Annotated in this window: 21 protein-coding genes and 1 other RNA gene; 12 read left to right on the top strand and 10 right to left on the bottom strand. The window is 60.0% G+C overall.

Annotation, left to right across the window (positions count from 1 at the left end):
- Positions 1 to 39: 39 nt before the first annotated feature.
- Both CLU84_RS01875 and CLU84_RS01880 read right to left on the bottom strand, forming a co-directional pair.
- Positions 40 to 306 carry a DUF2164 domain-containing protein gene (locus CLU84_RS01875; RefSeq protein ID WP_099735680.1) on the bottom strand — a complete coding sequence of 89 codons (267 nt, stop codon included), beginning with the start codon at positions 304 to 306 and terminating at the stop codon, positions 40 to 42.
- Positions 307 to 489: 183 nt separating this feature from the next.
- A complete protein-coding gene (locus CLU84_RS01880; protein WP_099735681.1) occupies positions 490 to 2,334 on the bottom strand; it encodes an ABC transporter ATP-binding protein in 1,845 nt (614 codons plus the stop codon).
- Between the two features lie 189 nt (positions 2,335 to 2,523).
- Between CLU84_RS01880 and CLU84_RS01885 the strand changes: the two genes are divergently transcribed.
- Positions 2,524 to 3,207, top strand: a complete 684-nt coding sequence (locus CLU84_RS01885; protein WP_199173668.1) for a M28 family peptidase — start codon at positions 2,524 to 2,526, stop codon at positions 3,205 to 3,207.
- 8 nt (positions 3,208 to 3,215) lie between these two features.
- Positions 3,216 to 3,416 (top strand): hypothetical protein, encoded by a 201-nt coding sequence (locus tag CLU84_RS22110; RefSeq protein WP_199173669.1) that lies wholly within the window; start codon positions 3,216 to 3,218, stop codon positions 3,414 to 3,416.
- Between the two features lie 159 nt (positions 3,417 to 3,575).
- Here CLU84_RS22110 and CLU84_RS01890 read toward each other — a convergent pair whose 3' ends face one another.
- The 4 genes from CLU84_RS01890 to CLU84_RS01905 all read right to left on the bottom strand — a co-directional run bounded on the left by CLU84_RS01890 (position 3,576) and on the right by CLU84_RS01905 (position 6,627).
- Positions 3,576 to 4,340: an amino acid ABC transporter ATP-binding protein gene (locus CLU84_RS01890; RefSeq protein WP_099735682.1), complete on the bottom strand. Its 765-nt coding sequence runs from the start codon at positions 4,338 to 4,340 to the stop codon at positions 3,576 to 3,578.
- A 45-nt stretch (positions 4,341 to 4,385) separates the two neighbouring features.
- Positions 4,386 to 5,036 carry an amino acid ABC transporter permease gene (locus CLU84_RS01895; protein ID WP_099735683.1) on the bottom strand — a complete coding sequence of 217 codons (651 nt, stop codon included), beginning with the start codon at positions 5,034 to 5,036 and terminating at the stop codon, positions 4,386 to 4,388.
- Between the two features lie 14 nt (positions 5,037 to 5,050).
- A complete protein-coding gene (locus CLU84_RS01900) occupies positions 5,051 to 5,710 on the bottom strand; it encodes an amino acid ABC transporter permease (protein ID WP_099735684.1) in 660 nt (219 codons plus the stop codon).
- Positions 5,711 to 5,826: 116 nt separating this feature from the next.
- Positions 5,827 to 6,627 (bottom strand): transporter substrate-binding domain-containing protein, encoded by an 801-nt coding sequence (locus tag CLU84_RS01905; protein WP_099735685.1) that lies wholly within the window; start codon positions 6,625 to 6,627, stop codon positions 5,827 to 5,829.
- 351 nt (positions 6,628 to 6,978) lie between these two features.
- On the opposite strand from CLU84_RS01905, the gene CLU84_RS01910 reads away from it, so the two are divergent.
- From CLU84_RS01910 to CLU84_RS01925, 4 genes are all read left to right on the top strand, one after another.
- A complete protein-coding gene (locus tag CLU84_RS01910; RefSeq protein ID WP_099735686.1) occupies positions 6,979 to 7,848 on the top strand; it encodes a MurR/RpiR family transcriptional regulator in 870 nt (289 codons plus the stop codon).
- A gap of 46 nt (positions 7,849 to 7,894) precedes the next feature.
- Positions 7,895 to 9,145 carry a diaminopropionate ammonia-lyase gene (locus CLU84_RS01915; RefSeq protein WP_099735687.1) on the top strand — a complete coding sequence of 417 codons (1,251 nt, stop codon included), beginning with the start codon at positions 7,895 to 7,897 and terminating at the stop codon, positions 9,143 to 9,145.
- The gene (locus CLU84_RS01920; protein ID WP_099735688.1) at positions 9,142 to 10,386 is read left to right on the top strand and encodes a Zn-dependent hydrolase; all 1,245 of its coding nucleotides are present in this window, start codon (positions 9,142 to 9,144) and stop codon (positions 10,384 to 10,386) included. The genes CLU84_RS01915 and CLU84_RS01920 overlap by 4 nt, the downstream gene beginning before the upstream one ends.
- A 170-nt stretch (positions 10,387 to 10,556) precedes the next feature.
- Positions 10,557 to 11,510, top strand: a complete 954-nt coding sequence (locus CLU84_RS01925) for an N-carbamoyl-D-amino-acid hydrolase (protein WP_099735689.1) — start codon at positions 10,557 to 10,559, stop codon at positions 11,508 to 11,510.
- Positions 11,511 to 11,580: 70 nt separating this feature from the next.
- Here CLU84_RS01925 and cysK read toward each other — a convergent pair whose 3' ends face one another.
- The gene (cysK, locus tag CLU84_RS01930) at positions 11,581 to 12,501 is read right to left on the bottom strand and encodes a cysteine synthase A (protein ID WP_099735690.1); all 921 of its coding nucleotides are present in this window, start codon (positions 12,499 to 12,501) and stop codon (positions 11,581 to 11,583) included.
- A gap of 188 nt (positions 12,502 to 12,689) precedes the next feature.
- Here cysK and CLU84_RS01935 point away from each other — a divergent pair, with 188 nt between their 5' ends.
- Complete coding sequence (locus CLU84_RS01935; RefSeq protein ID WP_233209902.1) at positions 12,690 to 12,854, top strand: hypothetical protein; 165 nt, start codon at positions 12,690 to 12,692, stop codon at positions 12,852 to 12,854.
- Here the strand turns inward: CLU84_RS01935 and CLU84_RS01940 are convergent.
- On the bottom strand, positions 12,838 to 13,755 hold the full coding sequence (locus CLU84_RS01940) for a DMT family transporter (protein WP_099735692.1): 918 nt from the start codon (positions 13,753 to 13,755) through the stop codon (positions 12,838 to 12,840). The genes CLU84_RS01935 and CLU84_RS01940 overlap by 17 nt on opposite strands.
- Positions 13,756 to 13,846: 91 nt before the next feature.
- On the opposite strand from CLU84_RS01940, the gene CLU84_RS01945 reads away from it, so the two are divergent.
- Both CLU84_RS01945 and rnpB read left to right on the top strand, forming a co-directional pair.
- Positions 13,847 to 14,659 (top strand): helix-turn-helix domain-containing protein, encoded by an 813-nt coding sequence (locus tag CLU84_RS01945; RefSeq protein ID WP_099735693.1) that lies wholly within the window; start codon positions 13,847 to 13,849, stop codon positions 14,657 to 14,659.
- A gap of 21 nt (positions 14,660 to 14,680) precedes the next feature.
- An RNA gene (gene rnpB, locus CLU84_RS01950) (RNase P RNA component class A) lies at positions 14,681 to 15,041 on the top strand.
- A 75-nt stretch (positions 15,042 to 15,116) separates the two neighbouring features.
- On the opposite strand, the gene CLU84_RS01955 is transcribed toward rnpB, so the two are convergent.
- Both CLU84_RS01955 and CLU84_RS01960 read right to left on the bottom strand, forming a co-directional pair.
- Positions 15,117 to 15,887 (bottom strand): pseudouridine synthase, encoded by a 771-nt coding sequence (locus CLU84_RS01955; protein WP_099735694.1) that lies wholly within the window; start codon positions 15,885 to 15,887, stop codon positions 15,117 to 15,119.
- Between the two features lie 64 nt (positions 15,888 to 15,951).
- On the bottom strand, positions 15,952 to 17,640 hold the full coding sequence (locus CLU84_RS01960; RefSeq protein ID WP_099735695.1) for an MBL fold metallo-hydrolase: 1,689 nt from the start codon (positions 17,638 to 17,640) through the stop codon (positions 15,952 to 15,954).
- 158 nt (positions 17,641 to 17,798) lie between these two features.
- Between CLU84_RS01960 and CLU84_RS01965 the strand changes: the two genes are divergently transcribed.
- Genes CLU84_RS01965 through CLU84_RS01975 form a run of 3 tightly spaced genes read left to right on the top strand, consistent with a single transcriptional unit; the run spans position 17,799 to position 21,353 of the window.
- Complete coding sequence (locus tag CLU84_RS01965) at positions 17,799 to 18,581, top strand: crotonase/enoyl-CoA hydratase family protein (RefSeq protein WP_099735696.1); 783 nt, start codon at positions 17,799 to 17,801, stop codon at positions 18,579 to 18,581.
- A 40-nt stretch (positions 18,582 to 18,621) separates the two neighbouring features.
- A complete protein-coding gene (locus CLU84_RS01970; RefSeq protein ID WP_099737811.1) occupies positions 18,622 to 20,541 on the top strand; it encodes a feruloyl-CoA synthase in 1,920 nt (639 codons plus the stop codon).
- A 44-nt stretch (positions 20,542 to 20,585) separates the two neighbouring features.
- Entirely contained in the window at positions 20,586 to 21,353 is a 768-nt protein-coding gene (locus CLU84_RS01975) for an SDR family NAD(P)-dependent oxidoreductase (protein WP_099735697.1), read from the top strand.
- Positions 21,354 to 21,382 lie beyond the last annotated feature (29 nt).

Genomic DNA, 21,382 nt, shown 5'->3' on the forward strand with positions numbered 1-21,382 from the left:
AACAGCCTGACAGAGGGAGTCAGGCTGCTGATATCGCTTTTATTTGCGCCCGGGGCGCTTGGCCGTCCAGTAGCTGAACTCTTCCTTGCCCACTTCATAGTCCAGCTCTTGCAGGCGGGCCTGCATGTTCTCCTGAACATCGGCGATGGCCTTGTTGTAGATGGTCGGGCCAATCTCGGCGAGAAAGAAGTTGAGCAGCGCGCCGGACTGCATATTGCCGATGGGCTCGTCCATGTTCTCGCGGAAATAGCGCTCGATGGACGTGATGGCCTGTTGCTGTGCGTGCTTGGGGAGTTCGATGCTCATGGTGATCTGTGTGGCTGGATTGCTTGCATTTTTGCAAACCTTCGGAAGGGCCGCTTGGTGCGAGTGGACTAGGTACCTGCAGACCGCTTGCGTCAAACTGTGGTTGCTCTGATAAAGAGAGCTGCTAGCGCTTATCTATAAAGCGCTGCAGCCGGTTTTTATTGAATTTCCTGCTGACTAGGTTCAAAGAACCGAGTTGTCGGCCTCGGCCAGAAAGCCGCCGCTCTGGTGCGCCCACAGCTTGGCGTAGATGCCGCCCTTGGCCAGCAGTTGCTGGTGCGTGCCTTCTTCTTCGATATGGCCGTCGTTCATCACAATCAGCCGGTCCATGGCGGCGATGGTGGACAGGCGGTGGGCAATGGCAATCACGGTCTTGCCCTGCATCAGACCGTCCAGACTCTGCTGGATGGCGGCTTCGACCTCGCTGTCCAAAGCACTGGTGGCTTCGTCCAGCAAAAGAATGGGGGCGTCTTTCAGCATCACGCGGGCAATGGCCACGCGCTGGCGCTGGCCGCCTGAGAGCTTGACGCCGCGCTCGCCCACCTGGGCGTCGTAGCCGCTGCGGCCTTTCAGATCGGTCAGCGTGGCGATGAAATCCGATGCTTCGGCCTTGTCGGCGGCGGCCTGCATCTGCGCTTCCGTCGCATCGGGGCGGCCGTAGAGGATGTTGTCGCGCATGGAGCGGTGCAGCAGCGAGGTGTCTTGCGTCACCATGCCAATCGCGCCGCGCAGGCTGTCCTGGGTGACGTGGCGAATATCCTGGCCGTCAATGGTGATGCGCCCGCCTTGCACTTCATGAAAGCGCAGCAGCAGGTTGACCAGCGTGGACTTGCCTGCGCCCGACCGGCCAATCAGACCAATGCGCTCGCCGGGGCGAATGTGCAGGTTCAGGTGGTTCATCACCTTTTTGCCATCGGCCTTGTAGCCAAAGCTCACGTCTTCAAAGGCAATGCCGCCCTGGGCCACTTGCAGGGGCTTGGCGTCGGTGTCATCCACAATCGTGCGGGGTTTGGTCAGTGTGGTGATGCCATCCTGAATGGTGCCCACGTTCTCAAACAGCCCCGTCATTTGCCACATCACCCAGTGCGAATAGCCCATCAGGCGCAGCGCCATGGCAATCACGGCGGCCACCACGCCAGCCGATGCCTGGCCTTGCGTCCACAGATACAGCGCGGTGCCGCCGCTGCCCAGCAGCAGCAGAGCAATCATCAGGTGGTTGGTGATCTCGAACAGGCTGACCAGACGCATCTGTGCATAACCGGTGGACTTGAACGATTCCATCGCATTGCGGGCGTATTCGGCTTCGCGGCGTGTGTGGGCGAACAGCTTGACGGTGGCGATGTTGGTGTACGCATCGGTCACGCGGCCCGTCATCATCGAGCGGGCGTCGGCCTGCTCTTTGCCGATCTTGCCCAGACGCGGCACAAAGTAAAAGCAGGCGGCGGTGTACGCCAAAAACCACAGCGCAAACGGAATCATCAGCCGCCACTCAAAGCTGGCCGCCAGAATCAAAATGCCGATCATGTAGACGCCCACGCCCACAAACACATCGACCACCATGAAGACCACTTCACGCACGGACAGCGCGGTCTGCATGATCTTGGTGGTGATACGGCCGGCAAATTCGTCCGCATAGAAGGACATGCTCTGACCCAGCATCAGCTTGTGGAACACCCAGCGCAGGCGCATGGGGAAGTTGATGGCCAGCACCTGGTGCATGACGGTGGTGTGCAAGGCCAGCAGCGCCACACTGCCCAGCAAGATGGCGGCAATACCGATCAGCGTGCCGCGCTGCTCTGCCAGGAAGTCGGCGGGTGCGGCAGCGCCTAGCCAGTCCACCACGCGGCTCATGATGGCGAACAGCACCGCCTCATAGGCTGCCAGCAGGGCGGATGTCAGCGTCATCAACCCAATCCAGCCGCGCATGCCCTGTGTGCAGGCCCAGACAAAGGCAAAGAAGCCCACGGGCGGAACCTTGGGCTCTTGCGCGGGGTAGGGGGGAACCTGTTTTTCAAAAAATCGGAACACGATGGCAATACTCCCAGTGCCAGCTATTGGCACTTTTGTTCGTCATGGTAGGGGAGTGGGCGGCGGCGGTGTGATGATGCGGCCAAGCCCGCTCAGACCATGGGCTCATACCCTGTTGTCTTCAAAGCCATGAAATTTTCTGCTGCATCTTCTTTGCTTCATAACAATTCTGCATCTCGCAGATGGCGTATGGCCGCTGTTATTGCGATGAGTCTGGCGGCGTTGACTGTGGGCATGAGCGGCTGTGTGATTTCTCAGCCTGTGGTGGGTTTGGCACACACAGCAATCCCTGATCTGCATGCATCACCAGAGCGGCTGCGTGACCATGTGCGCGTGCTGAGCGAGGGCTTTCTGGGGCGAGGTTTTGACCAGCCGCAGACATTGCAAAGCGCTGCTGATTACATCGTGGCGGAGCTGGCCAAGTCAGGTGTGACGGCAGAGCGCCAGCGCTTTGAGGTGGACGGCCAAGGCTATGAAAACTTGATAGCGCGCTTTGGCCCTGCACAGGGCACCAAGCCGCTGCTGGTGATGGGAGCGCATTACGACAGTGCACTCACGCATGAGGGCGTACCTACCCCCGGTGCGGACGATAATGCCAGCGGCGTGGCAAGTCTGCTTGGGTTGGCCCGCTTGCTGAAGCAAACCACACCCGGCCAGCCGGTGGAGCTGGTGTTCTACACACTGGAGGAGCCACCCAACTTTCGCACCGACGATATGGGCAGCTACCGCCATGCGCTTGCGCCGCAGCAGCGCGACCAGCCCGTGCGGCTGATGCTGTCTGTGGCTATTACAGCGACGAGGCGGGAAGCCAGAGCTATCCACTGGCTCCACTGGGCTGGATTTACCCGGACAAGGGCAACTTCATCGCGCTGATTGGCGAGATGAAAAACTTCAGCGAAATGCGCCGCATCAAGGCTGTCATACGCGCCGCAGGCGGTGGGCCGAATCCATTGGACGTGCATTCGCTCAATGCACCGCGCTTTGTGCATGGGGTGGATTTTTCGGATCACCTGAACTACTGGCGGCTGGGCTATCCGGCCATCATGGTGACGGACACCTCGTTCATGCGTAACCCGCACTAGCACCAGCGCACCGACACATGGGAGCGGCTGGACTACACCCGCATGGCGCGGGTGGTTCGCATGCTGGCTGCGGTGGCTTTAGATACTCCTTGATTGATAGCCTCTGACGCTTTTATCTATTAGGGTCAAAGCATGTTTTTATAAAAAATCCGGAGCTATTTACTCCTCTGTCTTTCCCAGAAACTGGCGCAACTCAGGGGTCTGCGGTGCGCTGAATATTTGCTCTGGGCTTCCCACTTCGTGGACTTTTCCCTGATGCATGAAGACGACTTTGTCGCTGACTTTTCGGGCAAAGCTCATTTCGTGCGTCACCATGATGAGCGTCATGCCCTGGGCGGCCAGACTTTCAACCACGCTGAGCACCTCGGAGACCAGCTCTGGGTCTAAAGCGGAGGTAATTTCGTCGCAGAGCAAAATCTCTGGCCCCATCGCCAGGGCGCGTGCGATGGCTACGCGCTGCTGCTGACCGCCGGAGAGCTGGTCTGGCATGGCGTCAAACTTCTCTGCCAGCCCCACGCGCTCCAGCAGCCGTTTGGCATTGGCGCGTGCATCCTCATGCGGCTGGCTCATGACCAGCGAAGGCGCCAGCATCACGTTGCGCCCCACGGAGAGATGGGGAAAGAGGTTGAAGCTCTGAAAAATCATGCCCACGTTCTTGCGCAGCTCGCGCAGCGACTGAGCGTTATCGGCCTGTAGCGCCTGGCCGTGGACGTGAAGCTGGCCTTCCTGAAAGTTTTCAAGGCCGTTAATGCAGCGCAGCAGCGTGCTTTTGCCAGAGCCGCTTTTGCCGATGATGGAGACCACTTCGCTGCGCTGAATCTGCAGGTCAACGCCTTTGAGGACTTCGTTGTTGCCATAGCGTTTGCGCAGGCCGTTGATATCAACCAGAGGGAAGGTGGAAGGCTGGAGAGCGGGAGTCGTCATGAGCGGAATCCGAAATGTGGGATGAGCTGGCAAAGGTGTCGGTGTTCAGGTCTTGGGGCGCAGGCGCTTCTCAAGGCGCTGGCTCAAGAGCGACAGCGGAAAGCACAGCGCGAAGTACAGGGCGGCCACAAAGCCGTAGACCATGAAGGGCTCGAAGGTGGCATTGGCGATGAGCTGCCCGGCCTTGGTGATCTCCACAAAACCGATGACGCTGGTGAGCGCCGTGGCTTTGACGATTTGCACCATGAAGCCTGCCGTGGGCGCAATGCCCAAGCGCATGGCTTGTGGAAGAATGACGTGGCGCAGTTGCTCGGTGAAGCTCAGGGCCAGACAAGAGGATGCCTCCCATTGACCTTTTGGCACAGCGTCAACACACCCGCGCCAGATGTCGCACAGGTAGGCGGCGGAGTAGAGCGTCAGGCAGACCGATGCGGCGAGCAGGGGTGATGTGTCGATGCCGATCATGGCCATGCCGAAGTAGGTGAGAAACAGCTGCATCAGCAGCGGCACGCCCTGAAATAGCTGCACGTATAGCGACACAAAGCGAGCGCCACCTTTGAGCTTGCTCAGGCGTAGCACCAGCAGTGCCAATCCCAGCGCACTGCCGCAGACAAAGGCCAGCAGTGACAGGCCAACAGTCCAGCGAAGCGCGAGCAGCAGCTGGTAGGAAATATCCCAGAACGTGAAATCAACCATGGGGAACTCCTGTATCAGCGGCGACCAAAGACAAAGCGCGGGCCGATCCAGTTCAAAAACTGGCGCAGCAGCACGGACAGACCCAGGTAGATCAGCGTGACCACGATGTAAGACTCAAGACTGCGGAAGGTGCGGCTGGAGATCAGGTTGGCCGCGTAGGAAATCTCTTCGGTAGAAATCTGGCTGCACACGGCCGAGCCCAGCATTACGATGATGATTTGCCCGGTGAGCGCTGGCCAGACACGGCCTAGCGAAGGCGGCAGTACCACGCGGGTGAAGATCTGCCAGGGGCTGAGTGCAAGGCACTGGGCCGCCTCAATCTGGCCGCGTGGCGTGGCTTCTATGCCGGCGCGAATCTGCTCGCAGGCATAAGCCCCCAGGTTGAGTGCCATGGCCAGAACACTGGCCGTCTCTGGCGACAGCCTGAGCCCCAGCGAGGGCAGGCCGAAAAAGAGAAAGAAAAGCTGAATGATGAAGGGCGTGTTGCGAAACAACTCCACATAGCTGGCGACTACAACGCGCACCAGCAAGTTGCCGTGCAGGCGCATCCATGCGCAACTAATTCCCAGCAGCAAGCCCAGCGGTACGGCCAGCGCGGTCAACAACAAGGTCAGCCACAGGCCATTAAGGAGCATGGGCCACTGGCCCAGCACCGTTAAAAAATCTATTTCCATCAGGTAATTCCCGCTCTCTTGACTGTGCCGACTGGGGCGCGAAAGCCGTGTGCGCCTGGTATGAAAGTCGTCCCAAAAACTGCTGGCAGACCAGGTGCCAGCAGCGTGCTCATGGATCAGTCCGGCAGGTTGCCCATGTCGCGGCCCAGCCACTTCTTGGCGTAAGAGTTCAGCGTCCCATCTTGTTTGGCGGTATGAAGAATGGTGTTGACCTTGTTCAGCAGAGCCGTCTCGCCCTTGCGCACGCCGATGTAGTTGGGCGAGTCTTTGATCAGCAGCTTGTACTCGGCCTGCACCTTGGGATTCTTGGCCAGAGCCGCGCCTGCTACGGCGGCACCTACTGCCACAAACTGGGTTTGCTGGGTCATGAAGGCAGCCATGGTGGCGTTGTCGTCTTCAAAGCGCTGAATCTTCAAGGTCTTGGGGGCCAGTTGTTGCAACGCATCGTCTTGAATGGTGCCTCGCGTCACCGCCAGTGTCTTGCCACCCAGGTCGTCAAAGCCCTTGATCACTGCATCTTTGGGCCCAAACACGGCCTGAAAGAATGGTGCGTAAGAAGTGGTGAAGTCGATCACCTTGGCGCGCTCCTCGTTTTTGCCCAGTGCAGAGACGATCAGGTCAATCTTCTTGGCCTGCAGATAGGGAATGCGGTTGGGGGTGCTGACCGGCACAAACTCGGCTTTCACGCCCAGCTTGTCGGCAATCAGTTGAGCGGTGGCGACATCCACGCCCGTGGGCTTGAAGTCGGGGCCCATGAAGCCATAGGGCGGGTAGTCGGTAGGAATACCAAGGGTGATGGCTTTCTTGTCGAGGATGCGCTGCAGCGACTTGTCTTCCTGAGCGGTAGCGTTGGCGGAAACGATCAGCGCCAGTGCGGCGGCAGTGGACGCGGTGAAAGTGCGAAGGCTCAAAGACATGGTGCTCACTCCAGTGGAAAAAGAATCGAGATGCACTGTCTCAGCACATACCGTGCCAACTTTGAAACAGGCGTTTCTTTTCCTTTGTGCTGGTGTTTCAGCGTCTTTGTTTCTCAAGAGGTTTGCCGCAGAAAAGCACTGCTTGGGTAAGGCGTCGCAAACGAAATCTTTCCTCTATGGCGGCACTTTTTTTCATCTGCTTTTGCAAGCAGGCACTGCTTTTGCGTAGCAGTGTTGATCTTGAAACACGGGTGCCGAAATTTCATGAAATTGGCACAAGTGTTTCACTTTTTTAGTGCACGAAGTACCTGAAATGGTGCTTGTTCACCAATTTGGAGCAAAGACGTTGCCATGACCGAACTCTTGAACACTGCGACTCTTGATGCACGTATTCGCCATGTGTATGCCCAGCTTTCCGCCGCAGAGCGCAAGCTGGCCGATGTAGTGCTGGCGCGTCAGCGTGAATTGTTGGGCTATTCCGCCACCGAGCTGGCGCTGCTGGCGGGCACGTCAAAGTCCAGCGCCGCGCGTTTCTTTCGTAGTCTGGGTTACGAAAGCTATGAGTCTTTTCGCCACTCTGTGCGCGATGCGCAGCAGCAGTCGCCGCTGGCCCGGATGGGGCGGGCGCGAAGCAAGACCAGTGCGGTGCAGCAGTTCAAGACCCATTTGATGGACGACGCTGAACGCCTGCGTGAATGGAGTGAATCATTGCCAGACGCCCAGCTGGAGGCTGCGCTGGCGTTGCTGACCAAGGCGCGCAAGGTCTGGGTGGTGGGCTATAGGCACAGCCATCTGACAGCGTTCTACGCCCACTCACTGCTGGCGCAAGTGCGCGGCGAAGTGCTGAGCCTTAACGATGCCGCAGGCCGTGAGGCTGATTTGCTGGCCTGTGCCAGTGAGAAAGATGTGGTGCTGGCGGTGGACTTTCGGCGCCGCAGCCAGCGCCTGCCTTCGGTGCTGGCTGCGGCACGCACGGCTGGCGCGCAGGTGCTCGTGCTGACCGATGCACCGGTCTCTGCGCTGGCCATGCAAAGCAATGTGGTGCTGCGCTGCGGCGCTGCAGAGCAGCAGGGGCTGTTTGACTCCTATGTTTGCGCGGTAAGCCTGGTGAACTTTCTCGCCGCCTCTGTCGCGCAGCAATTGCGATCGGGTACGCAAGAGCGCCTTGCACGCATAGAGCGCATGCACGTAGCGCTTGACGATCTTCATCCGCAGCTGTGACGGCTGCTGATTTTCCTAACTCTTGTCTGAATCTCTGGAATCCCTTATGACGACCGCCTCTCTCCCCGCCATTGCCGTAGAAACCTTTGCCAATCCCGCCGCCAATCGCATGGAGCCTTATGGCACACGGCGCACAGAAATTCTGGGTGCCGATGCCCTGGCGCTGGCGCAGCGTGAACTCTCGCAGTGGCAAGGCTATGCTCTCACGCCAATGTACAGCTTGCCCGCATTGGCTGCGGCTTTGAATGTGGCCTGCGTGCACTACAAAGATGAAGGCGGGCGCTTTGGTCTGGGTAGCTTCAAGGCTCTGGGCGGTGCTTATGCCGTGGCCCGCCTGCTGTGTCGCGAACTGAGTGCTCGTCTGGGTCGCAAGCTGACGACACAGGATTTGCTGACGCCCGAGCTGCGTGCACTGTGCGCAGCGTTCACGGTCACCTGCGCTACCGACGGCAATCATGGCCGTTCAGTCGCCTGGGGTGCGCAGCTGTTTGGATGCCAGTGTGTGATCTACATTCATGCCACGGTCAGCGAAGGTCGTAAGAATGCCATTGCTTTGTATGGGGCGCAGGTCGTTCGTACGGCAGGCAACTATGACGATGCAGTGCGTCAGGCTGATCTAGATGCCAAGCAGCACGATCGCTTTGTGATTTCTGATACCTCCTACCCCGGCTACATGGATGTGCCGCGCGATGTGATGCAGGGCTACCAGCTGATGGTGGAAGAAGCCGCCACGCAGCTTGAGCAGCGCCCCACGCATATCTTTGTGCAAGCCGGTGTGGGCGGTCTGGCGGCTGCGGTCTGCGGCTATTTCTGGGAGCGTGATGGCGGCGACCGTCCCATCTATGTGGTGGTGGAGCCGGATAAGGCCGACTGCCTGACGCAAAGCGCCAAGGCCGGCCAGTTAACGGCTGTAACTGGCGATATCGACACGCTGATGGCGGGGCTGGCTTGCGGTGAGGTATCGCACCTGGCGTGGGAAATCCTGGAAAAAGGCACGGATGCGTTTTGCGTGATTGCCGATGAAGCAGCCGTGGGAGCCATGCGCCTGCTGGCCCGCCCACTGGGCAACGACCCGGTGATTGTGGCTGGTGAGTCTGCCGTGGCCGGAGTGGCTGCAGCCATCGGTGTCAGCCAGAGCGCTGCAGCGCGCCAGCAACTGGGGCTTCGCACTGATAGCCGCATTCTGTTCTTTGGCAGCGAGGCTGCGACCGACCCTGTGCTGTATGCACAACTGCTGGGTGAAAGCGCAGAAGCGGTGGCGCAGCGCGTCGCTGAACAAGGCCGGGTGCCGGCATGAGTGAGTTTTCTGCTTTGCGAATTGATGGGACGCGCCTGTTGCAGCGCTTGAAGGATCTGGGCCAGTTTGGTGCGCTGGAAGGTGGTGGCATCAACCGACTCGCGCTCAGCGATGCCGACCGTGCGGGGCGTGACTGGACGGTGGGCCAGATGCAGGCTCTGGGGATGACGGTTCAGGTCGATGCCATTGGCAATGTGGTGGCGACCTATGCCGGGACTCAGGATTGGCTGCCCGTGATGACAGGCAGCCATATCGACACCGTGCGCACCGGCGGTCTGTACGACGGTAACTATGGCGTGATGGCGGGCCTTGAAGTGGTGGCCACGCTGCGTGATGCGGGCTTGCGCACCTGCAGGCCCATTCAGGTGGCGTTCTTCACCAACGAGGAGGGCGCACGCTTTCAGCCCGACATGCTGGGAAGCCTTGTCATGGTGGGCGGCATGCCGCTGGCGCAAGCGCTGGCCGTGCAAGCTGTGGATAACGGAGCCACTCTGGGCGATGAGCTGTCGCGTATTGGCTATGCCGGCGAAATGGCTGCGGATACGCCGCAGGTGGACAGCTTTGTAGAGCTGCACATCGAGCAAGGCCCCGTGCTGGAGCAGCAAGGCGTGACCATCGGAGTGGTGGAAGGCGTGCAAGGCATTTGCTGGATGGAATTCACGTTTGCTGGCTCCAGCAACCATGCGGGCACCACGCCCATGGCCTTGCGCCACGATGCGGGCATCTGCGCCATGCGGGTCGCAGCCTTTATTGCGGATCTGGCCCAGCGTTATGGTGACAGCCAACTGGGCACTGTGGGTGCTGTGCAGCTCAAACCCAATCTGATCAATGTGATTGCGGCGCAGGCCGTGATGAGCGTGGATTTGCGAAACACCGATGGGGACAAGCTCCAGCAGGCGCAGGCCGAAGTTCTGGCGTTTGCACGCCAGGTCGCGGCAGAAAACGGGGTGAATTTCTCTCACCGCCAGTTGGCTGACTTTGCACCCGTGGCTTTTGATGCGGCGCTGGTAAGCAGCGTTGAGCAGCATGCCAAAGCGCAGGGCTTAAGCACATTGCGCATGCCCAGCGGCGCTGGTCACGACGCGCAAATGCTGGCGCGCATCTGTCCCACCGCCATGGTGTTTGTGCCATCCGCTGGTGGCCTGTCGCACAACGTGCGTGAGCACACCGATGCCCTGCAGCTGGAGCAAGGTGCCAACGTGCTGCTGCAAGTGCTGCTGGAACGTGCACAGCGCGCCTGATGTGGAGAGCCGCTAACGCCATCCTTTATTGCGGCGTTGCTTCGCATCGTCTCAACCGTAAACCTGCGGTGTACCAGGTTGCGTTCGCCGCTGTTATGAAATTTGAATGAAACAGGCTGCTAGCGCTTATCTCTTAAGCGCAAGCAGCTATCAAAAAGAGAACAACTGCTATGACCCGTATTGTCAATATCGCCTTAGGCCAGCTGGGCCCGGTTCAGAAAAACGACTCACGCGCCAGTGTGGTGCACCGCCTGTGCGCCATGATGCGCGAGGCCAAAAGTCTGGGCGCTGATGTCATCGTCTACCCCGAGCTGGCGCTGACCACCTTCTTCCCGCGTTGGTACATCGAAGACATGGCCGAGCTGCACAGCTATTACGAACGCGAAATGCCCAGCCGTGAGACTTTGCCGCTGTTCGAGCTGGCCAGAGAGCTGGGCATTGGCTTTTACCTGGGCTATGCGGAGCTGGCCGAAGAAGCCGGTGCGCTGATTCAGTACAACACCGCCATGCTGGTGGATAAGACGGGCGCCATCGTTGGAAAGTACCGCAAGATTCATGTGCCCGGTCACTTTGAGCATGAGCCATGGCGCAAATTTCAGCATCTGGAAAAGCGCTATTTCACCCCCGGCAAGTCCTTTGATGTTCACCAAGCCTTTGGCGGCACTGTGGGCATGGCGCTGTGCAATGACCGCCGCTGGGCCGAAAGTTATCGCGTCATGGCACTGCAGGGTGCGGAGATGATCTTCATTGGCTACAACACGCCGGTACATAACGCCCCCGCACCGCAGCACGATGATCTCTCGCTATTTCATAACCAGCTGGCCGTGCAGGCTGGCGCGTATCAAAACGGCTGTTGGGTGGCAAGCGTGGCCAAGGGCGGCCTGGAAGAAGGCGTGCAAAGCATTGCTGGCAGTCTGCTGGTGGCGCCCTCGGGCGAAGTGGTAGCGCGCTGCATAACCCAGGGCGATGAAGTGGTGCTGGGCCGTGCCGATCTGGATTTTTGCGCCGTCTACAAGCGGACCACTTTCAACTTTGACCTGCATCGCCACCCCGAGTGCTATGGCCTTATCGTGCAGAAAAAGGGCGAAACTCGGGCGGCTGATGGCGGACCGTGGGTGGGCTGATAGATCCAGAGATAGAGCCGAAATCACAAAAGGCCTGCAATGCAGGCCTTTTTTTTGAGAGCGTCTGAAATCAGGCGTTGGGCAGGAAGCCTTCAACCGACAGATAACGCTCGCCCGTGTCATAGGCAAAGCCCAGTACCTTGGCACCAGCGGGCAGCTCAGGCAGTTTTTGTGCAATGGCGGCCAGTGTGGCCCCGGAGGAAATGCCCACCAGCAGGCCTTCTTCAGAAGCCATGCGGCGAGCGTATTCACGGGCAGGCTCTGCTTCGACCAGGATCACGCCGTCCAGCAGGCTGGTGTCCAGATTCTTGGGAATAAAGCCCGCGCCAATGCCCTGTATGGGGTGAGGTGCTGGTTGGCCGCCAGAGATCACGGGCGATGCAGAAGGCTCCACCGCATAGACCTTGAGGTTGGGCCACTTGGCTTTGAGCACCTTGGCCACGCCAGACAGATGGCCGCCCGTGCCAACGCCGGTGATAAAAGCATCCAGACCTTCAGGGAAGTCACGCAGAATTTCTTGCGCAGTGGTGGTTTCATGCACGGCCACGTTGGCGGGGTTCTCGAACTGCTGGGGAATCCAGGAGCCTGGCGTTTGTGCAGCCAGTTCCTGCGCGCGGGCGATGGCGCCCTTCATGCCTTTTTCCTTGGGAGTCAGATCAAACGTTGCGCCGTAGGCCAGCATCAGGCGGCGGCGCTCGATGCTCATGCTCTCGGGCATGACCAGAATCAGTTTGTAGCCCTTAACGGCGGCTACCAGAGCCAGACCCACGCCGGTGTTGCCGCTGGTGGGCTCAATGATGGTGCCGCCCGGCTTCAAGGCTCCGGTTTTTTCCGCATCTTCCACCATGGCCAGTGCAATGCGGTCCTTGATGGAGCCACCAGGGTTGCCGCGCTCGGACTTGATCCACACGTTGGTGTTGTCACCAAACAGGCGGTTGATGTGAATGACGGGCGTGTTGCCAATGGTTTGCAGAACGTTGTCGAACTTCATGAAGCCTCCGGGTGTGGATAAGAGTGCAGAGGGGCGAGCAAGGCCCTATGCATGCATTGTGGCGCAGTTGTTCTGCCGTACAGGAATATGAATATGCTTGCCGCAGATCAAGCACCGGCCAGACAGATCACCGCGCTGGCGCATGCATGGCAAGAATGGGATTGAGCTATTTCTCGGAGGATGCTCCCATGCTTTCTTTCAACGCAATCTTGATGGCGCTGGCTGGCAGTTGCACCATATTGCTGGTGGGCTTTTCATGGCGCGAGCAGCGCTGGGCACCCTGGCTGATGCTGGCGGCCGTGGTGGCGCTGCTCTCGCTGATGAGTTACTCCATCGTCAAGTTGCTGAGCTAGGCGTGGCCTGATCCGCAGGTTTGCGGGCGCGCAGCGGCGTTTTCCATAGCTCGGCCAGCAGCAGCCCTGCAACCGTCATGACACCGCCCACGGCGTGGTACAGCGCCAGTGGTTCATAGAGCGTGGCAAACGCCACGATGGCGGTGAACACCGGAATCAGGTTGAAAAACATGATCGAGCGGCTGGGACCCAGCGCGCTGATCGCCTTCATCCACAACAGCGGCGCGGCGATGGAGGCCATGATGCCGGCAAAGGCGACCAGCCCCATATTGCTGGCGTTCAGCCCCGTCTTGGGTGAAAACAGGTACAGCGGAAACTGCACCACCACCGCCACCAGAATTTGCAGATACAGCAGTTGCACCGTTTTGAGCGCAGGCATGGGCCAGCGCTTGAGCAAAATGTTGTATATGGCATAGGCCAGCATGGCCAGCAGCATCATTGCGTCGCCCTGATTCAGGCCTTCAGATGCCAGATGCGCAAGATTGCCTGACGACACCACCAGCGCGACCCCAAAAATAGCCAGCAGTGAACCCCAGACACCGCCGCGCGTCAGCGGCTGACCCAGAAAAAACACGGCCAGAGCCAGCACCAGCATGGGCGTGAGCGAGCCGATGATGCCCATATGTGTGGCGGTGGTGTAGTGGGCCGCGTAGTACGCCAGACTTTGATAAATCACCATGCCCAGCACACCCAGCGCCGTGATGCGGGGCAGCAGCGGCTTGATGACAGCGCGCATACGCCAGATGCCGGGAAGCACAAACGGGGTGAACAGCAGGGCCGCCACCAGCCAGCGGAAAAAACCAATCTCAGACGCGCTGATGCTGCCCGCTGCCATTTTGCTGACCACGGTGTTGACCGACCAGATAAGCACCGCGCCCAGCGGTAATAGGTATGCACCCATGAAGACTCCTTGATGGGTCTATCATGCGACTGACGTATTTAAAGTGCATTGCTGATTTCAGACAAACCATAGCGCAAGCTGGACGAAGCTGATGAAGACCAATCAAGCCGCGGCTCAGCGCCATTCCGTCGCCATTCTGGACACGGATCAGGTGCAGGGCAGTTACTACTTTCGCTACGACGAGTTTGGCGCGCACAGCGAGGCACCGCCGCATTCGCACCGCTGGGGGCATTTGAACTATGCCTCGCATGGCAGCCTGAGCATGGAGGTGCCAGCGGGCCGTATTCTCTGTCCGCCCCAGCATGGGGTGTGGATTCCGCCCGGTGTGGTGCACAGCTGCTATCTGCAGCATGCGGTGCAGTACCGCTCCGTCTACCTGGCCCCTGAGCTGTGCGAAGCCTTGCCGCAGGTGGCGGGCTGCATGCGGATGGGCCCCATTGTCAAAGCCATCTTGCTGGACTTTGGCCTGCGCGGTGTGCAGACCCCAACCGCCGCCGCAGATCTCAGGCTGGCGCAGGTAGTGCATGACCAGCTGTGCACCACGCCGCTGGAGCTGAGTTTTCTGCCCATGGCCCAGCATCCGGCGCTGGTGCAGGTGCTGGATGCGATGCAGGCCGGGCCGGGTGACCACCGCAGTCTGGCCGAGTGGGCCGAGACCGTGCATATGACCGAGCGCACGCTGGCCCGCCACTGCCAGCGCGAGCTGGGCATGAGTCTGGGTGAGTGGCGCCAGCGCATGCGCTACCTGTGCGCGATTGATGCGCTGGAGGCTGGTCACACCGTGCAGCGCATCGCCTACGACCTGGGTTACAGCACGCCATCGGCCTTTATTGCCATGTTTCAGCGTGAATCAGGCCTGCCGCCCGAGCAGTTTCGACGCGAGTTCAGTGCAAGCTCTTTGTGAACGCGAGATAATGCGAACCGTGAAGTGCGCCAGACCGCCGCTGGTACTAGCCGAAAGGCCAACGCTTGCGTTGGGTCGAAAGATCGTACTGGAGGAACGTCCGGACTGCATAGGGCGGCGTAGCAGCTAACAGCTGTCCACCGTGAGGTGAGGATCAGAGCAACAGAGACGAGTCCCGGGGGCGTGCCGCAAGGTAGACCACCGGGGGTGAAACGGGCAATCTCTACGCGCAGCAATACCAAGTAGGCACACGTTGACGGGGCCCCCGGAGTGTGCGGGTAGGTAGCACCGAGCTGTCAGGCGACTGGCAGCCAAGATTAATGGCGGTCACATGGCGGGCAACCGTTGTGCACAGAATCCGGCTTATCGGCGCACTTCACACTTATTCCAAATAAAAAGAGCTGCTAGCGCTTATGTATAAAGCGCTAGCAGCTCTTTTTTTTGATAGTGGGCTGACTTAAAAGCGTTCCCAAGGCATCAGGTAGCGCCACTGGCCTTCAGGCACCTTGCCCAAAGACACGCGGCCAATGCGCAGGCGGCGCATGCTGGTCACGCGCAGGCCAATGGCGTCGCACATTTTTTCGATCTCTTCAGGCGCAATGCCCTTGAGTGCAAAGCGCAAATGGCCTTCGTTTTGCCAGCTCACATGGCAGGGGGGCATGCGGCGGTGGCCGTTGCCACCGGGGATAGGCAGGCCTTCGTAGAGAATTTCAAGACCATCTGCAATGATCTGGCCTTCCACGCCGACGATGATTTCCTGCTCCAGCCATTTACCTTCTTCAGCCAGCTTGCGGATGATGCGCTTGTCTTGCGTATAGACGATCAGGCCGCTGGCGGGCAGAGGAATCGTCAAAAACGACTCCAGATTCTTGAAGTGATGGTCCAGCACCAACTGGGGCATGGGCGTGTCCAGCTGGGCCTTGGTGGCTTCGCTCAGCAGCGAATGCGCGCTGCGTGTGCGACCATAAGCGGGTCCTTGCGTGTAGCCCGCTGGCTTGTTCATCAGAATGGTGACAGGGGGCAGTGCCTCGGGCTTGGCACCGGCGCGCACGGTCACAACCTGCTCGGGGCTGACCCGAGTTTCGGGCACTTGCACGACTTTGCCATCGACCTGGACATTGCCCGCTTCGATGTGCAACTCGGCCTCGCGGCGCGAGCATTGTTCTTGCTCTGCAACTCGCTTGGACAGGCGGATGCTTTCTTTTTGTTCGGGCTGTGATTCAGACATGGCGATAGCTTAATGCCACGGCCATGTCCTAGTTGTCCACAGGTCTAGCAGAGCGGTGGCAGTCTTATCTGCCCAGACAGAGCTTCTGAATTCGCTCCACATGGGCTAGCAGCGACTGCTGAGCCACAGGCCACAGGGCGGGCGGCGTGTCGGCATAGGCAATGGCTACCCAGTCCTGAATGCTGCCGTCGGGCTTGGTGCGCATGGCGTTGTGCACCTTGGACTCGCGCGCCAGTCTATGGGCCTTGAGTTTGGTGATCTGATGCGGCGCAAAGCCCAGCACATAGCCGTGGGCGGGCAGGATGTAGCGAATGCCCCGCTCAAGGCACAGCGCATGCAGCTTATCCAGCGAAGCCAGGTAATCGATCATGTTGCCGTCTGGCGGGCTGATCACGGTGGTGCTGCCGTTGAGGATGTGGTCGCCGCTGAACAGCAGTGCATCCTCTTCCAGCAAAAAGCACAGGTGGTTGGCCGCATGGCCGGGCGTGAAGATGGCTTGCAGCGTATGCGTAATTTCGCCATCTGGCCCTTTCCCGGTCAGCGTCACGCGCTCTCCATCTTGTAGCGGTACATCGGGCTTGAAGCGACTATTGGCCCGCGCCGTGGGGGCTGAAGTCATGCCCATGACAGGGGGCTTGCCCTGACCGGACTGCTCCACCAGTGCCTGCAGCGGCGCGGCACCCGGCGAGTGGTCGGGGTGGGAGTGGGTGCAGACGATGAAGCGGATGTCGCCACCCGTCGCAGCATGAATGCGCTGCAGGTGCACTGGCTCGTTGGGGCCTGGGTCGATGACGATGTAGCCGCTGCTGGCATCACCCACCATATAGGTGTTGGTGCCGGGGCCGCTCATCATTCCGGGGTTGGGGGCCGTCAGGCGCATCAGGTTTTTGCGCAGCGGCACGGCCTTTTCGTTTTGCCAGTCCAGGTGATGAATACCGTGGCTGTCGGGCAGCACCATTTCCAGCTCGCCATAGGCCATGTCAGTTTCTGTGTGGCGTGTGTCCTTGCCCAGCAGGTGGCCACCGCGCGGGCAGGCCTGCCACAGCGGTTTTTCGCTTTGCAGCGTGTTGATAAGGGCCTGCGTATCAGGCAGCGCAGAGATTCGCTCCAGCGTACGCAGGGTGGGGAAGAGGATGAAGAGATTTTTTTCTTTAAAGCGCTCCACCGCATCTTGTGGGCGAATCCAGGTGGGCTCGAACTGCTCGGTTTCATCGGCCACCGGCGTTTGCCCTTCAGGCATGCGCGCTACAAAAAACGGTACGTTGAAGCGCTTGGGCAGGTCAAAAGGTGCGGTCCATTGCGCCAGATACCAGAGCTGATCGACCGCCAGTGTCCAGCCGCGCGCGCGGCATTGCTCATACAGCGATGCATGGCGGTCCAGTTGCTGCACCTGTGCAGGGGCGACGGGCTGACCCGCTTCGTCATAGGCCAGCAAGATGCCCAGTTCTTCGAAGGTCTCGCGAATGCCGGCCAGCGCCTGTGTGATGCGCTCATCGCCACCCACTTCCACCATGCTGGGGCGCATACGGGCCAGCGCGTGGTTGGCCGGGTCGGCATCTTGATCTTCCAGTCCACCGCCTGGGAACACATAGGCATTGGCAAAAATTCCTTGGTCGGCGCGCCTTGTCATCAGTACTTCAAAGCCATCGGCGCCATCACGCAGCAGCAAGATGGTGGAGGCTTCGCGTGCGGGAACCGGATCGCGCTGGGGCTGAAGAAGCTGACTGGGGCGGGGCTGGCTGGGTGGGGTCATGGGTTGAATTATGCGAAATGCGCTGTGCATTGGATGCCATATCTGGACTACTTGCGTCGTTGCTGCGCGTCAAATCGGGGAAAGCACTGAGAGCAAACCGTGCTCAGTTGCTTGCATTTGATTATTGAAGATAACAATAATGAATCAAAGGAATGGTTATGACTCATAAAGAAATTGCAGTGGAATTTCGGGGTGAAGCCCAGCAGGTGGCGGTCATTCGCCTGATGCGTTCCGCCAAGCGCAATGCCTTGTCGGATGGGCTGGTGCTGGGGCTGCGCGATGTTTTCATGAACCTGCCCGCCAGCGTGCGCGCAGCAGTGGTGGATGGTGATGGCCCGCACTTTTGCGCCGGGCTGGACCTGAGCGAGCTGGGCGAACGCGATGCTTCGCAGGGCGTTCTGCACTCACGCATGTGGCATGAAGCCTTGCGTCAGGTGCAGTTTGGCGCCGTGCCCGTGGTGGCGGCCTTGCATGGAGCGGTAGTGGGCGGTGGGCTGGAGCTGGCCAGTGCCTGCCATATTCGTGTGGCAGACAGCAGCACGTTTTATGCACTGCCTGAAGGCTCGCGCGGCATCTTTGTCGGCGGCGGTGGTTCGGTGCGCATTCCGCGCCTGATTGGCGCGGCGCGCATGGCCGACATGATGTTCACCGGCCGCGTCTACAAGGCCGAAGAGGGCGAGCGCATTGGCCTGTCGCAATACCTGGTGCCCGAAGGTCAGGCGCTGGATAAGGCGGTGGAGCTGGCGCTGCGCATTGCCGAAAACGCCCCCATGACCAATTACGCGCTGGTGCATGCGCTGCCCCGCATTGCCGAGCAGCCGTCAGACCAAGGCCTGATGACCGAAGCGCTGATGGCCGCTGTGGCGCAAAGCGCACCTGAAGCCAAATTCCGCCTGCAGGAGTTCCTGTCCGGGCGAGCCGCCAAGGTCAGCACAGACTGAAAACCTGGCGCATCACAATCAAGCGATGGAGACAAAAACCATGCAAGAGACAAGTACAGCCATGCAGGCCAACAGCAGCATGCAAGAGGTACAGAAAGAGGGCCAAAGCCCCAAGTACCGCGCGCTGGAGTTTGGCGTGTGCAGCCTCAAAGTCGATGAGAGGAGTGACGGCACAAGCTACGCACGGGCCGATCAGGAACTGGCCCCGTATGCGAAGCGCATGACGGACCGGCTGGTGCACTGGGCACAGGCCACACCCGATCACACTTTTATCGCCCAGCGCGAGCGTCTGCCAGATGGCGGTACGGGTGACTGGAAACACATTAGCTATGCGCAGACGCTGGCCGCTGCGCGCAGCATTGCGCAGGCGTTGGTTGATCGAAAACTGTCGGCAGAACGACCGGTCATCATCCTCAGCGAAAACGATCTGGACCACGCCATGCTGGCTATGGGCTGCCTGTATGCGGGCGTGCCGTACTGCTCGGCTTCCACCGCGTACTCTCTGGTCAGCACCGATTACGCCAAGCTGCGCCATGTGGTGAACACGCTCACCCCCGGTCTGATCTTTGCCAGCGATGCAGCGCGCTACGAAAAAGCCGTGCAGGCCGTGCTGCCTGAGGGCTGCGAAGTGGTCTATGCCAAACCCGCTGTGGATGCCCAGGCGCACACCTTGTTTGCCGAACTGCTGGCGACGCAGGCCACGCCTGCCGTCGATGCCGCCATGCAGGCCACAGGGCCAGAAACGATCACCAAATTCCTGTTCACCTCGGGCTCGACCAAGCTGCCCAAGGCGGTCATCAATACCCACGGCATGTGGTGCGCCAACCAGCAGCAAATTGCCCAGACCATGCCCGATATGGTCAAAGGCCCGCCCGTGCTGGTGGACTGGCTGCCGTGGAACCACACGTTTGGCGGCAACAAGAACATTGGCATGACGCTCTACCACGGCGGCACGCTTTATATCGACGAAGGCAAACCCACGGCGGCAGGCATTGGCGAGACGCTGCGCAATCTGCGCGAAATATCGCCCACGGCCTACTTCAATGTCCCCACCGGTTTTGAATACATTGCCGGTGCGATGGAGAACGACGCCGTGCTGCGCAGCAGCCTGCTCAAGCGCTTGAGCATGTTTTATTACGCAGGTGCATCGCTGGCGCAGCCGGTGTGGGACAGCCTGTACCGCACGCAGGAAAAAGAACTGGGCCACCGCGTGGTGATGGGCACAGGGCTGGGCATGACGGAGTCATCGCCGTCAGCGCTGTTTGTTAACCGGGCCGATGTGCGCTCTGGCGATCTGGGGGTGCCCGTGCCGGGGCTGGAGCTCAAGCTGGCTCCTGCGGCGGGCAAGCTGGAGGTGCGCTACCGTGGCCCCAATGTCACGCCCGGCTACTGGCGTGCGCCAGAGGCGACGGCCGAGGCTTTTGATGAAGAAGGGTTCTTCTGCACCGGCGATGCCGTGCAGTGGCGTGACCCGCAAGACCACCATCAGGGCCTGCGCTTTGATGGCCGCATTGCCGAAGACTTCAAGCTTGCAACCGGCACCTTTGTGAACGTGGGTCCGCTGCGCGCCAAGGTCATTCATGCCGGAGCGCCCTATATCCAGGATGTGGTGGTGACCGGGCTTGACCGCAAAGAGGTGGGTGCCATCATCTTCGGCACCCCGGCCTGTGCCGCGCTGAGCGGACTGGGAGCCGGTGCCACGCAAGAGCAAATCATGCACAGCGCGCCTGTGCAGCAGCATCTGCAGACCATACTCAACCAGCTGGCGCAAACCGCGACCGGCAGTGCCAGCCGCATTGCGCGTGCCGTGGCCGCTACACGTGCGCCATCGCTGGACTTGGGTGAAGTCACAGACAAAGGCTCCATCAACCAGCGCGCCGTGCTCCAGCATCGTGCCGATGTGGTGGCGGGTTTGTATGACGAGACTCTGGCCTTGATCTTGAAGCCAAATCAGGCTTAAACCCCATAGCAGAAAGCGCGAGAAGCTTTTAAAAGGATAGTGAAATGCAAGTTCAAGATCAGATTGCCATCGTCACTGGCGCAGCCTCGGGGCTGGGTGAAGCCACCGCCCGTGCTCTGGCAGCGGCCGGAGCCAAAGTCGTCGTGCTGGACCGTCAGCTGGACAAAGCCAAGGCCGTGGCGGCCGAAATTGGTGGCTTGGCGCTGGAGTGCGATATCTGCGATACGGCCAGCGTGATGGCGGCGCTCGATCAGATTAAGGCGCACTGGGGTGCAGATGCCCGAATTTTGATGAACGTAGCAGGTATTGGCACGGCCAAGCGTGTGATTGGTCGTGACGGAGAGCCAGCGCCGCTGGATGATTTTGAGCGCGTCATTCGCGTCAACCTGATTGGCAGCTACAACATGACGCGCCTGTTTGCTGCGCGCTGCGCCAAGCTGGCTGCACAGGAGGATGGTGCGCGCGGCGTGATTGTCTACACCGCATCCGTCGCGGCTTTTGATGGGCAGGTAGGCCAGCAGGCATACAGCGCATCCAAGGGCGGTCTGGTCGGCATGACGTTGCCCATGGCGCGAGACTTGGCCCAGCACGGCATTCGCGTCTGCACCGTGGCACCGGGCCTGTTTGCCACGCCGCTGATGCAAGAGTTGCCCGAGGCGGTGCAACAGTCGCTGGCGGCGTCCATTCCTTTCCCGTCGCGCCTTGGCAAGCCTGCTGAGTTTGCAGATTTGGCCGTGCACATCGTGCACAACGATCACCTCAACGGTGAAGTGATTCGCCTCGATGGTGCGCTGCGCATGGCGCCGAGGTAAGGAATCCACGAAGCGCGGCGTGCTTTTCC

The sequence above is a fragment of the Comamonas sp. 26 genome, assembly GCF_002754475.1.
In the GTDB taxonomy this organism is placed as follows: domain Bacteria; phylum Pseudomonadota; class Gammaproteobacteria; order Burkholderiales; family Burkholderiaceae_C; genus Comamonas.